Source organism: Streptomyces sp. P3, assembly GCF_003032475.1.
In the GTDB taxonomy this organism is placed as follows: Bacteria; Actinomycetota; Actinomycetes; order Streptomycetales; family Streptomycetaceae; genus Streptomyces.
The window spans coordinates 7554504-7568337 of sequence record NZ_CP028369.1; the positions used below are offsets into that span (position 1 = coordinate 7554504).

Sequence of the window (13834 nt, forward strand, 5' to 3'; positions counted from 1 at the left end):
GTCGACCGTCCATACAGCACCGTTGACCGACCGTCACCGATGCTACCCGAGCGGGGCTGCCGTGCCGGGTGCGTGACGAGGGGCCTTCACAGAACCTGTCGCCGGGTCCCGGTCCGCGACCGGACCGGGCGGGGCTCCGGCGGGACCGACGGGGCGGCGGCCGGGTTCAGACGCCGTCGCGGGCGTCCCGCAGGATCTGCTTGGTGTGCTCCGCGGACGCGGCGTGCGTCGTCATGTGGTCGAGGACCTCCAGATGGGCGGAGACCTCCTTGCGGTCGTCGAGGTAGAGCGCGCCGGTCAGATACTCGGTGACGACCATGTCGGGCAGCTCGGGCTCGCCGAAACGGAACAGCGAGAACGGCGCGGACGTCCCGGGATGCGGGCCCGCCGCGAACTCGCAGACCTGCAGAGTGATCCGGTCCCGCTCGGCGAACTCCACCAGCTTGTCCAGCTGTTCGGCCATCACGGCGGCGTCGACGCTGACCGGCCGGCGCAGCACCGTCTCGTCCATCACCACCCACAGGCGGGGCGGTTCGGCGCTCTCCAGCAGTCGCTGGCGCGCCATGCGCAGAGCCACGTGCCGTTCGAGGGAGTCCGGCCGTGTGCGCCCGACGGTCCCCGCCTCCAGCACCGCCGACGCGTAGGCCCGCGTCTGCAGCAGGCCGGGCACGAAGTGCGGCTCGTAGGAGCGGATCAGCCGTGCCGCGCCCTCCAGGCTCACATACAGGCTGAACCACTCCGGCAGGACGTCGTGGAAGCGCTGCCACCAGCCGGGCCGGTTCGCCTCCTCGGTGAGCGAGACGAACGCCCCCGCCTCGTCCCGGGGGACGCCGTACGCCTCCAGGAGGACCTGCACGTACGGCACCTTCAGCGCGACGTCGGCCGTCTCCATGCGCCGTACCGTGGCCGGCGCGACGCGCAGGGCACGGGCGGCCTCGTCGCGGCTGAGGCCGGCCGCCTCGCGCAGTTCCTGCAGCCGTCTGCCGAGTACCACCTGGCCCACCGTGGGCGCGGGCCGTCGCTCACTCACCCCACGTCTCCCCTGCGTGTCGAGGCACGCGGGCCAGTGTGCCACGTCCCGGCCCCGATCTCACGGATAGCGGAGTGGGGCATTCAACCGCATGACACGGCGGCCGACCGGGTGTCAGTCCGATGCGCCGTGCAGGTACTTGGCCGTCGCCGGGTCGGCGGGCAGGAACGTCTCGACGGCGAGTTCGGCGACCGTCACGTCCATGGGGGTGTTGAAGGTGGCCACCGACGAGATGAAGGAGAGGATCCGCCCCTCGTGCTCGATCCGCATCGGCAGCGCGAAGTACGGCACGGGCTCGCCCGGCTCGTCGGCCGACTCGTGGTGCGCGACCGGATAGGCGGCCACCTCCTCGTACAGCTCCCGCAGCGGCTTCGAGCGGTACAGGGCGATCTGGCGCTCCATCTGCGCGAGCAGGTGACCGCGCCATTCGCGCAGATTGCGGATGCGCGGGGCGAGGCCCTGAGGGTGGAGGGTGAGGCGCATCGCGTTCAGCGGCGGCGCCAGCAGGGACTCCGGGACGCCCTCCAGCAGCATCGTGATGCCCCGGTTGGCCGCGACCACGTCGTAGCGGGCGTCCATGACCAGCGCCGGGTACGGCTCGTAGCCCTGGAGCAGCCGCTCCAGGCCCGAGCGCAGCGCGTCCAGCGCCGGGTCGTCCAGCGGGGTCTGCGGGAAACGCGGCGCGTAACCGGCGGCCAGGAGCAGGGCGTTGCGCTCACGCACGGGCACGTCGAGCTGTTCGGCGAGCCGCAGCACCATGTCCTCGCTCGGCCGGGAACGACCCGTCTCGACGAAGCTGACGTGCCGGGCCGAGGAGTCGGCGCGCAGCGCCAGCTCCAGCTGACTCATCCGCCGCCGTTCCCGCCAGGCCCGCAGCAGCGGGCCCACACCCTGACCACCGGGATCGACGGAGCCGGCGGGATCGGAGGGGGCGGCTTCCGTACCGGTCGCGACAACAGTCATGCCCACGACCGTAGTTCATCCACCGGGAGGGGGCGCGCCCCGGCCGGTACGCGCTCGGCAGCCCCGGCAGGTGCCCGACGGCGCCCGGTGAGGGTGTGCGGGCAGCTCGGGGGCGACGTCGGCGCCCCGGATCGTCGTGTTCGACCGGGCAGCCAGGCTGACCAGGGCCGTCCCGGGATTCCTGTGGCACGCTGGACGGGTACGCGACGCCCACGAAGGGAACCGGTCATGGCCGAACCGCTGTCGCAGAGCGAGATCGAGGCGCGTCTGGGCGAGCTGCCCGGCTGGTCCCTGGACGGCGGCCGCCTCACCCGCGCCTACCGGCTCGGCTCGCACTTCGCCGCGACCTCCCTGGTCATCCATGTCGCACAGATCCAGGAAGAGCTCGACCACCACTCCGAGCTCACCCTCGGCTACAACACCGTGTCGCTGAGCGTGCACACCCACAGCGCGGGTGGCGCCGTCACCGGTCTGGACGTCGAGCTCGCCCGCCGTGTGGAGGCCGTGGCCCCCGCGCACGGGGCGCACTGACCCGCGCGGCCGGCGAGGGGGGACGGGCGGTGCTGGACTACGACGAGGAAGCCGAACGCTACGACACCCTGCGCGGCGGCGAGCCCCGGGCCGCCGCGGCGGCGGACGGCGTCCTCGCCCTGGTGCCGGGCGGCGCGCGCAGCCTGCTGGACGTCGCGTGCGGCACCGGCATCGTCACCCGGCGGCTCGCCGACGCACGGCCCGGCCTGCGCGTGACGGGCGTGGACCGGGCCCCGGCCATGGCCGGCCACGCCGCCGCGCGGCTGCCCGACGCGGTGGTCCTCGCCGACGCCCGCCGGCTCCCCTTCGGCACGGGACGGTTCGACGCCGTCAGCAGTGTCTGGCTGCTGCACCTCGTGGAGGACCCGGGCCACGCGCGGCGGATCGTCGCCGAGTGCGCCCGGGTGCTGCGTCCGGGCGGGGTCTACGTGACCACGGTCGACAAGGGCGCGTCGCACAACGTGGGCAGCGACATCGATGTCGTGCTGGCCTCGCGTCCGCGCCGGCCGGCCTCGGACGCCGCCGCACTCGTGGAGTCGTACGCCTTCGAGGCCGGCCTGGTCCCCGCGGGGCGGGCCGGCTTCCCGGGCCGGGGGCAGGGCCGCAGCCCGCGCCGGGCCCTCTCCGACCTGCGACGCGGCTGGTTCGTCACCCTGCCGCCCGGACATCCGCTGGCCGACGGTTTCGCCGCCCGCCTCGCTGCCCTCCCCGACCAGGACCGGCCTCGCCCTGATCCCGTGTTCGCGCTGAGAGCGTTCCGGAAGCCGCTTCCCGGCCAGTTGCCGAAGGGGCGTCACCCAGGCCCACGGGACACCTGAACCCGGCCGCACCCGGCAACCTGGTTGTCCGCGGCGGCGACTGAGAGAACGGAACTCGTCCGTCCCTCTCGGGAGGTACGTCTCGTGCAGCAGCCGCACCCGCACCCCCATCCCGCTCGGCAGTCGCGACCACCGAGGACGGAGCAGCCGTCGCCGTCGCGTCCACGCGGGCCGCGCAGACGAAGGACCGTCCTCACCGCGCTCGCCTGTGCCGCCGTCCTGGTGGGCGCCGGACCGACCGCCCCCGGCACCGGCGCGTCCCCCGCACTCGAGCTCACGCGCGGGGGAGTGGCTTCGCCGGCCGCCGCCGCCCGCCAGGTCGAGGCCCTCGACCGGGGCGTCGTGAGCGTGCACACCGACAGCGGCAACCTGATCAGCTGGCGCTGGCTCGGAACCGATTCCGACACCGTTTCCTTCAATGTGTACCGGGCCGGCACGAAGGTGAACCCGACGCCGGTCACCGGCTCCACGAACTACTTTCACTCCGGCGCCCCGGCGCAGGCCGACTACACCGTGCGCGCGATCGTGGGCGGCGTCGAACAGGCCGACTCCGTCCACGCGCTGCAGTTGCGCACCGGCTACAAGGACGTCCCGCTCACGCCGCCGACCGGCGGCACCACCCCCGACGGCGTGGCCTACACCTACGAGGCCAACGACGCCTCCGTCGGCGACCTGGACGGCGACGGCGCACTGGACATCGTCCTGAAGTGGCAGCCGACGAACGCGAAGGACAACTCCCAGTCGGGCTATACCGGAAACACGTTCCTCGACGGTCTCACACTCGACGGGACCCGGCTGTGGCGGATCGACCTGGGCCGCAACATCCGTTCCGGGGCTCACTACACGCAGTTCCAGGTCTACGACTACGACGGCGACGGCCTGGCGGAGGTCGCCGTGAAGACCGCCGACGGCACCGTGGACGGCGGCGGCGCGGTGATCGGCAGCTCCTCCGCCGATCACCGCAACTCCAGCGGGTACGTGCTGTCCGGACCCGAGTACCTGACCATGTTCAACGGCCGCACCGGCCGGGCGATGCAGTCCGTCGACTACGTCCCGGCCCGCGGCTCGGTGTCGTCCTGGGGCGACTCGTACGGAAACCGCGTCGACCGTTTCCTCGCCGGAACCGCTTACCTGGACGGTTCCCGCCCGTCGCTGATCATGGCACGCGGTTACTACACACGTACCGTGATCGCGGCCTGGGACTGGCGCGGCGGCGCCTTCACCCGACGCTGGACCTTCGACACCAACTCGTCGTCCAACACCGGTAAGGGCTACGACGGACAGGGCTCCCACAGCCTCTCCGTCGGGGACGTCGACGGCGACGGCAGGGACGAGATCGTCTACGGCGCGATGGCGGTCGACGACAACGGCAGTGGTCTGTGGACGACGAGGACCGGGCACGGCGACGCCCAGCACCTCGGCGACCTCGACCCCTCGCACGCGGGCCTGGAGTACTTCAAGGTCTCGGAGTCCGCGGGTCAGCCCGCCGAGCTGTACATCGACCCGGCGAAGGGCACCGTGAACTGGAAGCTGGCGGCCTGCTGCGACAACGGCCGCGGAGTCGCCGGCGACATCTGGGCGGGCAACGCCGGCGCCGAGGTCTGGTCGGCCTCCGACGGCTCGATCCGCGACGAAGGGGGCGCGACCAAGGGCCGGGAGCCGTCCTCCGTCAACTTCCTCTCCTGGTGGGACGGCGATCCCGTGCGCGAACTCCTCGACGGCACCCACATCGACAAGTACGGGCCCGCCTCGGACACCCGGCTGCTGACCGGCTCCGGCGTCCACTCCAACAACAGCACCAAGGCGACCCCGTCGCTGTCGGGGGACATCCTCGGCGACTGGCGCGAGGAGGTCGTCTGGCCGACCGGCGACAACCGCGCCCTGCGCATCTACTCCACGCCGTACGAGACCAGCACGCGGATCACGACCCTGCTGCACGACACGATGTACCGCACCGGTCTGGCCTGGCAGAACACCGCCTACAACCAGCCGCCGCACCCGAGCTTCTTCCTCGGCGACGGGATGGCCACGGCACCCAGGCCGACGGTGTACACCCCCTGAAACGGGCACGGGTGCGCGTCCCCCTCGACGGGGGCGCGCACCCGTTCACGGCAAGTGCGCTCGCCAGGGTGGATCGGTCAGTCGGCGAGGACGCCCGTGTTCTGGCAGGCGATCAGCAGCCAGCGGCCGTCGTCCTGCCGGGCCATCACGTACAGCGGGGCGCCCTCGCTCTGGTCGTCCGAGCCCAGGTAGCGCTGACGAACCTTCACCGCCGCGACGTCGGGGCGGATGAAGAGCACATGGACCACCTCGTAGCTGACCTCGCCGTCCCAGGTGGCCGCGGGGAGCACCTTGCGGGTGAACTCCGAGATCGCGTCGAGACCGATGAGCACCTTGCCGTGGGCCGTCGTCCAGATCGCGTCGGGGTGGAAGAGAGAAAGGAACTCGTCCGGGTCCTTGTGCTGCTGGGAGCGCTCGACGGTGGCGACGACCTGCTTGACGGCCTCGATGTCTGCGGCGTGCGCCGTGGATTCCGCGTTCATGGGGAGCATGGTCGGCCGCGAGCGTGGCGAAGATCAAGGCAGTGATCGGCCAAAGGGATCGCCTGCCCGAAGCCCGGCGGAGGGCGCGTGCCCGGTGCGGCACGCGCCCTCGACGGACCGTCAGCCGACCGTGCAGCTCTGGTCACCCACCTTGAACGCCGTCGGTTTCGTGTTGGAGCCCGACCAACTGCCCGTGAAGCCGAAGCTCACGGACGAGCCGGCAGCCACGTTGCCGTTCCAGCCGATGTTCTTCGCCGTCACCGTCGAACCCGACTGGGTGTAGTCGGCGTTCCAGAGCTGGGTGACGCTCTGCCCGTCGGCGAACGTCCAGCCGAGGCTCCATCCGGACCAGGCGCTCGTGCCGGTGTTGGTGAGTTTCACGTCCGCCTGGAATCCGCCCGACCACTGGTTGGTGATCGTGTACGTCACCGTGCAGGCGCCGGTCGGGGTGGGCGTGGGATCCGTGCCGCCGCCCCCACCGCCCCCGCTGCCGCCGCCGCTGGTGTCGGAGGTGTCGCCGTAGATGACACCCCGGCCGTTCGTCGAGACGTACACGCGTCCGTACACCCGCGGGTCACCGGTGATCGCCCCGCCCGTCCAGCCCCACCGGTGGGCGTCGTCGTTGACGCGCGTCCAGGTCGCGCCCTTGTCGGTGGAGCGGAAGATGCCGCGCACCCCGCCGATCTTGGCGCTGGTGTAGAGCGTCTGGTACGAGGCTCCCGTCGCCGCCTTGCCGAAGCCGATCGTGTCGGCCTGTTCGACGGTCGACAGCTTGGTGAACGTCGCGCCGGAGTCCGTGGAGTGCCACAGCCCGTACGCGCCGTCGCTCGCCCCGCCGGCCAGCCACACATCGCCCTTGGTGCCGGGCAGCGCCTTGAAGCGCACGCTGTCCCCACTGGGCAGGCCCGTCGCCGACGACGCCGTGAAGCTCGCGCCACCGTCCGAACTGACATAGAACCTGCCGGACTTGAAACCGTAGAAGGTCTTCGGATCGACGCGGTCCGATTCGACGGTCGCGCCCGAGGGAATCCCGCTGGAGGCCTGCCACGAGGTGCCGAATCCGGTCGCGTACTGCACACCGGTGCCGGCCGGGCTCCACACGAAGCGGCTGCCGTCCGCCGCCGCGGCCACCGTCCCGCCCCCGCTCACCCCCGAGGGGTCCGTCCCGGCGAACCAGTTGGCGCCGTTGTCCGTCGAGAACGCCACGTGCGGCCCGGAGTCCAGGTCGCCCACCCTGACCACCGTGTTCGGGTTCGTCTCGGCGTAGTCGAGGCTGGTCGTCGTGGTGAAGTTGGGGGAGGTGAACATCATCGACGGCACCTTCGTCAGGTCCGTGTGCCGGAACCCGCCGACGTCACCCAGGGCGCTGAGCAGAGGGGCGCCGGAGGCAGGCGAGGCGAGGTCGTTGACGGCCGTCTCCTCCACCCCCTGCACCATCGGCTTCACGGTGAACCGGCTGCCGCTGTCCCAGTTGGTGAGGTTCTCCGTGCCGTAGATCGTCGCGCCCGTCCCGTACATCATGCGGGCGGAGTTGAACGGGTCGATCTCCAGCGCCTCGGTCATCCAGCCGAGTTTGGGGGACTGCTCCGGCGGCGACGGGTTGGCGCCCCAGGTCAGCCACGGTGACGACGAGACGTCCATCGTGAAGCGGTTGGCGCGGTCGGGGTACGACGTGTAGTCCCACGCCTTCGTCCAGGTCCCGCCGCTGTTCGTCGAACGGAAGATCTGGGTGTCCGGCCACCAGGAACTGTAGGCGGTCGCCATGACGGTGCCGGGCTTCTGCCGGTCGACGGTCAGACCGCCGAAGCCGTAGTAGGTGTCCGCCTCCGCCACCGGGCTGATGTCCGTCCAGGTGCCGCTGGCCGTCGCGTACCGCCACAGCCGGCCCTTGCCGCCGTCGTACGGCCCGCCCTTGTCGCTGTAGGCCAGGTACAGATAGCCGTTGACGGCGTCCAGCACGCCCTTGTGCGCCAGATATCCCGTCGGCTGCCCGGCCAGCCGCGACCAGGTCGCGCCGGCGTCCGTCGAGCGGTACACCGCGTTGTCCTTGTCCGCCACCCCGACGTAGATCGTCTTCGTGGCGGTGCCGGACGTACCCGTCGACTCGTCGAAGGTGACCCAGACGATGCCCTGGTTGTCGGACGCGTACCCGCTCGTGTCGGTCGGATCCTGCTGGTAGTTTCCGACGTTGGGGAAGTTCGCCACCTGCGACCACGTGCCGCCCGAGTCCGTGGACCGCCACAGGCCCTTGCCGCTCGGCGCGCCCAGGTACAGCACGCTGTTCCTGTTCGGGTCGACCGTGAGCCGCTCGCCCATGCCCCGGCCGGGCATGTTGCCGCCCAGCTTGAACGGCAGGTCCGCCTTCTGCCAGCTCGCGCCCCGGTCGGAGGACCTGAGCACGGCCCCGTTCCCCGGGTCCCAGCTGTTGGTGTACGTGCCGACCGCCGCGTACACCTTGTTCGGGTCGACGGAGTCGGAGGCCAGGCTGACCACGCCGGTGTGTCCCCAGTCCGCCCAGCCGACCGAGTCCAGCAACGGAGTCCACGTCCCGCTCGACTCCTGCCACCGGTAGGCGCCGCCGATGTCGGTGCGCGCGTAGGCGAGGTTCTTCTCCTTGCGGTTGAAGACGATGCCGGGGACGAAGCCGCCGCCGTCGATCCGGGCGTTCTTCCAGGTGTACGACTCCGCGGCCGATGTCGTGCGTGGGCTGCCGGGCGCGGCCAGTACGGGCGGACTGCCCGCGATGAGGCCTGCGGCGAGCGCCAGTACGGCCGTGAGGATGCGGGTTCTTCGCACGGTGGGGGTCCTTCCTCGCGAAAGCCATGGGGAGGAGACGGGGTGCGGGGGAGAGGGATGCGGGACGTTCAGGACGTGCGGGACGGTCTGGATGAGAGGGACGTGCGGGACGTGCGGGTGGTGGGAGGCCCGGTGCCCGAGGGTGTGGTCGCCGAGCCTGCGGTGGCCGGGCGGGACCGGCCGTGACGGGACGTGCGATTGCCGGGCGGCCCCCTGTGCGGGTGGGGGCCGCCCGGCTGGACCCCGTCGTCAGGTGACGGGGCCACGTACGCGGAACCTCGAGCGCTCCGCCGGAGGGCGGCGCCACCCCGTGTCCCCTGGCCCCGAGGGGCGAGGGGCCGCGGGGAACCGCGCGGCCGGCCGCATCCTGCCCGCGGTCGGACGCCGCCCGGCCGGCGAAGCGCTCAGCGGGGGTTTATTCGAGAAGCTCCGCGTACGAGCCCATGGCCATGGCGATGTCCGCCTGGGCCCAGAAGCGGTGGTACGTGAACACGGGCGCGGCGCCGCCCGCGAGATAGCTCTCGATCTTCGACCAGGCCGGGTCGTTCTTGTAGAAGGACCGCAGCGAGGCGAAGGTCGAGGAGGAGCTGATCGTGTCGCCGTTCGGCATCTTGCCGCTGAAGGTGCTCGGCACGTACACGCCGTCGTCGAAGCGGTTGTAGTCGGCGCGGGTTTCCGGGACCGCGACACCGAGGGCGTCCTGGTTGTGGGTCCACATGCCGTCCAGGAGCGCCTTGGCCGTCGTCTTCGCCTCCGTGTCACCGGACTTGGCGGCGTAGTACGTCAGGGTCTTGGCGTACGCGGCGGCCACTCCGACGTCGTCGGTGTAGTCGGCGACGGTGACGTGCAGGCCGTTGTTGGCGCCCGGACTCGACGCGTTCCAGGTGTCGGGCTGGCCCGACCACTGGAGCGTGGAGGGGATCCGGAAGGTGCCGTCCGGGTTGATCGTGGTCTTGGACAGCGCCCAGTCGACCCACTTGTCGAGGACCGCCTTCGCGCTCGCGTTCCCCGTCTGCTGGTAGTACTCGGCCACCCGCTCCATCGACCACGCCTGGAAGCCGAACCACTGGTTGGACGGCGGGTCGTGGTAGACGGGCTGCTGGTCGTAGTACATGCCGTAGAAGGTCGACGTGCCGGCCGGGGGAGTCGCGTAGCGGCCCGCCCAGCTGTTCGTCGCGCCGCCCGCGATGGCGCCCTCGCTGGACTGCAGCCAGCGGTAGAACTCCATCTGCCGGGTGAGCGACTTCGCCCAGTCCGCCTGTCCCGTCGCCGACTTGGGCTTCAGGTCGGCGTAGCTGCTGAGCGCGTAGGCGGCCAGGGGGTTCTGGTAGCCGCCGTGGGTGTGGCTCGAGCCGATGCGCCATGCCCAGCCGGCGCTGGTGTCGGTGGCGCCGCCCCAGGCGTAGTACCAGGAGAGCAGGTAGTGCGAGGCGTCCTTGCCGGTGCCGGCCGGGCAGGCGGTCGGTCCGACGCAGTTGCCGATCTTCTTGAAGTACTTGTCGTACATGGCGTAGCGCAGGTAGTCGCCCATCTTCGCGGCCTTGCCGACGGCCGCGGAGACGTCGCTGCCCTTGCCCTGGGCCTTGGCCCATATGTCCGCCCAGTACGCGGCCTGCACGACGCGCGCGTCGGCGTCCGGGGCGTTGGTGAACTTCCACTGCTTGGCGTAGGAGGCGTCACCGGTGAAGAGGTCCAGGTAACCGTTCTTGCCGCCGTACTTGAAGGCGTCGCAGGTCGGTTGCGGAACCGTTTCCCACACCGATTCCTGGGCGCCGCGCTGGAAGGTGTTGATGTACGAGGGGCCGGTGTCGGCCGGGCCGGCCTCGCACTTGCCGGGCGCGTTGCCGTATCCGTAGGTGTTGTCCACGTCCTGCAGCCAGTGCATGCCGTAGACGTCGTCCGTGCCGTAGGCGGACTTCAGCTCACCGGCGATCGGGTCCGAGCCCACGGACACCCCGGTGTCCAGCTTCGCCGGGTACTCGTTCGGCGTGTCCAGCTCGGGCGCGTAGGTGGCCGGCTTGGACGCGTTGTAGAAGGAGTTCGTCGGCTGGTCGGCGTGGGTGGGGATCATGTACTTCTCCATGATGTCCCAGGCGCCGTTGAACTTGGTCCAGTCGCCGGTGATCTTCCCGTACATGGCCTGCAGCCACAGGAGGTAGCTGTAGGCCTCGGAGGTGGTCTCGTGGCCCTGGTCCGGTGCCTCGACGATCAGTGTCTCGACCGAGTGGTACGGAATGCCCTCGGGGGAGAAGTAGCCGTTCGCCGGATTGGTGATCTTGCCGTAGAGGTCGAGGAACCGGGCGTCGTACGCCTTGGTCCCGGCGATCTCGGTGGCGGTGACCGTCGCCTTCGCGTGCCCGGTGGCGCTCGACTCGAAGGTCGCGGCGCCGGTGCCGGAGGCGTTGGCGGTGATGGTCACGGTCTGGGCGGTGTTCCAGTTCGCCGGGGTGAAGGTGAGGCTCGCGCCGCCGCTCACCGTCAGGCCCGTGTTGCCGGCCGTGCGGGCGGTCGTGACGGTCACGTTGGCCGACGGCTGGGTCGACAGCTTCAGCGTGAACGTGCCCGTCTTGCCCTGCTGCACGGCCAGTTGGGTGGTGGAGGCGACCACCGCGGGCCCCGAGGCGACCGTGATGCCGACCGGTGTGGACGACGCCGACGCGCCCAGGCTGTCGTACGCCTTGGCCACCAGGGAGTGGTTGCCCACGGACAGCCCCGAGGCGGACAGCGTGTACGGCGCGCTCGTGTCCGTGCCCAGCAGGGTCGTGTCGTCGTAGAACTCCATCTTGGTGATGGTCGCGTTGTCGGCGGCCGCGGCGGTCGCCGCGAGCGGCACCGCGCTGCCCTGGGTGTAGACGGCGCCCGCGGTCGGGCTGGTCAGCACCGTGACCGGCAGCTGGTGCGCGCCGACGCAGGGCGTGCCGTTGACGGCGAAGCTCGTGGGAGCGGCGTTCGTGCCGCTGTAGGTGAACTGCGCGCCCGTGCCGACCGCCGCGCCGGGGGCGATCGTCCCGTTGTAGGAGGCGTTGTTCACGGTGATCTGCTGACCGGACTGCGACCAGCTGCCGTTCCAGCCGTTCGACAGCTTCTGGTTGCCCGCGTAGGAGTACGTCAGGGCCCAGCCGCTGATCGGATCGGTGCCCCGGTTGGTGAGGGTGAGGTCCGCGGTGAACCCGGAGCCCCAGTCGTTGGTCTTGTAGTCGACGCTGCACGCGAGCGCGGCCGCCTGGGCGGGTGTCGTGCTCGTGCTGAGCATGGCGAGAGGGAGCGCCAGGGCCGCCAGGGCGGCGGTCCACAGGCGCCGCGCCCCGCGACGTCTGCGTGAGGGTTTCATGGTGCTGGTTCCTCCTTGCGGCTCGGGGAGTGGGGGAGGAGCAACAAGCCTTGAACCAGTGGGAGCGCTCCCATAGTGGGGATGAGGGCGAACGGGGTCAAGATGCTTGAAGAGTCGAAAAGATTCGACTGCCGGAGTTGAGTAAAAGTCAGTTACTCCCCTGTTCTTTGCCGGCACGTGGCGCTAACTTCGAGACACCAGTGGGAGCGGTTCCATCAGTCGACGCGTCCGTCACGGCGCGCCTGAGCTGCAAGGAGTCGCTCATGCGTCACCCCCCGCGTTCAGTACTTTTAGCCGTCGCCGGCACGGTCGCCCTCGTCGCGGGCGCCCTGTCGCCGGTCGTCGCGGCGCAAGGAGCGGCGCCTGCCTGCACGGTGGAGTACTCGGTCACCAGTCAGTGGGACACCGGCTTCCAGGGTGCCGTGAGGATCACCAACAACGCGGCGGCCGTGAGCGGTTGGAGTCTCGCCTTCGACTTCGCGGGCGGCCAGAAGGTCACCCAGGGCTGGAACGCCAAGTGGTCCCAGTCCGGAGCGACCGTCACCGCCGCGAACGAGAGCTGGAACGGCTCCCTGGGCACCGGCGCGAGCGTCGGCGCGGGATTCATCGCCTCCAAGGCGGGGGTGAACGCCGTGCCGAGCGGCTTCCGGCTCAACGGCACGACCTGTAACGCCGGTACGGACCCCACACCCACACCCACGCCGAGCCCCACGTCCACGCCGACCCCCACCGCACCGCCCTCGACCGACCCGCCCGGCACCGGTGACGAGCCGCCCGCCCTGCACGTCTCGGGCAACAAGCTCGTCGACGCCGCCGGAAACACCCGCCGACTGCTCGGCGTGAACCGCTCGGGCGGCGAGTTCATGTGCGTGCAGGGGCGCGGCATCTGGGACGGACCGGTCGACGACGCCGCCGTCGCGGCGATCGCCGTCTGGCACGTCGACACCGTGCGTATACCGCTCAACGAGGAGTGCTGGCTGGGTCTTTCGAACATCGATCCCGCGTACCGGGGCGCGACCTACGTCAACGCCGTGAAGGACCTGGTCGCCCGCGTCAAGGCACACGGCATGACCCCGATCGTCGAACTGCACTGGACGTACGGCCAGTACACGGGCAACTCGGCCGGCTGCTCCGACGCGCACGCCAGTTGCCAGAAGCCGATGCCCGACATGCAGTACTCGCCGGCGTTCTGGACCTCGGTCGCAGATGCCTTCAAGAGCGACCAGAGCGTGGTGTTCGACCTGTTCAACGAGCCCTACCCGGACCGCGCCACCGCCACGACCGCCCAGGCGTGGCAGTGCTGGCGGGACGGCGGGACCTGCCCGGGCATCGGCTACGAGGTCGCCGGAATGCAGGACCTCGTCGACTCCGTACGGGCGACCGGGGCCAGGAACGTGATCCTGGCCGGCGGGCTCGCCTACTCCAACGACCTCGGTCAGTGGCTGGCCCACAAGCCCACCGACCCCACCGGGAATCTCGCCGCCGCGTACCACGTGTACAACTTCAACTCCTGTTCCAACGAAACCTGTTGGAACTCCACGCTCGCCCCCGTGGCCGCCCAGGTGCCGCTGGTGGCCGGGGAGATCGGCGAGAACACCTGCTCACACGGTTTCGTCGACCGCGTCATGAAGTGGTTCGACGATCGCGGCCTGTCGTACCTGGGCTGGACCTGGAACGCCTGGGACTGCTCCACCGGTCCGTCCCTCATCTCCGCCTACGACGGGACGCCCACGGCGTACGGCATCGGACTGCGCGACCATCTGCGCGCACTCGACGGATAGGCGCCACCCGGCAAGCAGCAGAACGGACATCACCCTCGACC

The 13834-nt window shown here is 70.7% G+C and carries 10 protein-coding genes; 5 read left to right on the forward strand and 5 right to left on the reverse strand.

The features are described 5' to 3' along the window. Positions 1–166: 166 nt before the first annotated feature. Together C6376_RS33365 and C6376_RS33370 are read right to left on the reverse strand one after the other, a co-directional pair. Positions 167–1030 carry a helix-turn-helix transcriptional regulator gene (locus tag C6376_RS33365; protein WP_107446773.1) on the reverse strand — a complete coding sequence of 288 codons (864 nt, stop codon included), beginning with the start codon at positions 1028–1030 and terminating at the stop codon, positions 167–169. Between the two features lie 114 nt (positions 1031–1144). Next, a complete protein-coding gene (locus tag C6376_RS33370; RefSeq protein ID WP_173985787.1) occupies positions 1145–1993 on the reverse strand; it encodes a helix-turn-helix domain-containing protein in 849 nt (282 codons plus the stop codon). A 228-nt stretch (positions 1994–2221) separates the two neighbouring features. Between C6376_RS33370 and C6376_RS33375 the strand changes: the two genes are divergently transcribed. The 3 genes from C6376_RS33375 (at position 2222) to C6376_RS33385 (ending at position 5403) form a co-directional block, all read left to right on the forward strand. Further along, entirely contained in the window at positions 2222–2524 is a 303-nt protein-coding gene (locus C6376_RS33375) for a 4a-hydroxytetrahydrobiopterin dehydratase (protein WP_107446775.1), read from the forward strand. A gap of 29 nt (positions 2525–2553) precedes the next feature. After that, complete coding sequence (locus tag C6376_RS33380) at positions 2554–3342, forward strand: class I SAM-dependent methyltransferase (RefSeq protein WP_107446777.1); 789 nt, start codon at positions 2554–2556, stop codon at positions 3340–3342. 288 nt (positions 3343–3630) lie between these two features. Beyond that, a complete protein-coding gene (locus C6376_RS33385) occupies positions 3631–5403 on the forward strand; it encodes a rhamnogalacturonan lyase (RefSeq protein WP_216825699.1) in 1773 nt (590 codons plus the stop codon). A gap of 77 nt (positions 5404–5480) precedes the next feature. Here the strand turns inward: C6376_RS33385 and C6376_RS33390 are convergent, their stop codons facing one another. Next, complete coding sequence (locus tag C6376_RS33390; protein WP_107446781.1) at positions 5481–5885, reverse strand: SgcJ/EcaC family oxidoreductase; 405 nt, start codon at positions 5883–5885, stop codon at positions 5481–5483. A 120-nt stretch (positions 5886–6005) separates the two neighbouring features. Further along, the gene (locus C6376_RS33395) at positions 6006–8681 is read right to left on the reverse strand and encodes a cellulose binding domain-containing protein (protein WP_107446782.1); all 2676 of its coding nucleotides are present in this window, start codon (positions 8679–8681) and stop codon (positions 6006–6008) included. Between the two features lie 57 nt (positions 8682–8738). Between C6376_RS33395 and C6376_RS46255 the strand changes: the two genes are divergently transcribed. After that, positions 8739–8867 (forward strand): hypothetical protein, encoded by a 129-nt coding sequence (locus C6376_RS46255; RefSeq protein WP_301554725.1) that lies wholly within the window; start codon positions 8739–8741, stop codon positions 8865–8867. Positions 8868–9096: 229 nt separating this feature from the next. Here C6376_RS46255 and C6376_RS33400 read toward each other — a convergent pair whose 3' ends face one another. Continuing rightward, positions 9097–12012 (reverse strand): glycoside hydrolase family 48 protein, encoded by a 2916-nt coding sequence (locus C6376_RS33400; RefSeq protein WP_107446784.1) that lies wholly within the window; start codon positions 12010–12012, stop codon positions 9097–9099. A gap of 263 nt (positions 12013–12275) precedes the next feature. Here C6376_RS33400 and C6376_RS33405 point away from each other — a divergent pair, with 263 nt between their 5' ends. Continuing rightward, the gene (locus C6376_RS33405) at positions 12276–13793 is read left to right on the forward strand and encodes a cellulase family glycosylhydrolase (RefSeq protein WP_107446785.1); all 1518 of its coding nucleotides are present in this window, start codon (positions 12276–12278) and stop codon (positions 13791–13793) included. Positions 13794–13834: the final 41 nt, after the last annotated feature.

Excerpts from the sequence above, each read along its gene's own strand:
- C6376_RS33390 (WP_107446781.1), bottom strand. The coding sequence starts at position 5,885 with ATGAACGCGGAATCCACGGCGCACGCCGCAGACATCGAGGCCGTCAAG.
- C6376_RS46255 (WP_301554725.1), top strand. The coding sequence starts at position 8,739 with ATGCGGGACGTTCAGGACGTGCGGGACGGTCTGGATGAGAGGGACGTG.
- C6376_RS33400 (WP_107446784.1), bottom strand. The coding sequence starts at position 12,012 with ATGAAACCCTCACGCAGACGTCGCGGGGCGCGGCGCCTGTGGACCGCC.
- C6376_RS33405 (WP_107446785.1), top strand. The coding sequence starts at position 12,276 with ATGCGTCACCCCCCGCGTTCAGTACTTTTAGCCGTCGCCGGCACGGTC.
- C6376_RS33375 (WP_107446775.1), top strand. The coding sequence starts at position 2,222 with ATGGCCGAACCGCTGTCGCAGAGCGAGATCGAGGCGCGTCTGGGCGAG.
- C6376_RS33370 (WP_173985787.1), bottom strand. The coding sequence starts at position 1,993 with ATGACTGTTGTCGCGACCGGTACGGAAGCCGCCCCCTCCGATCCCGCC.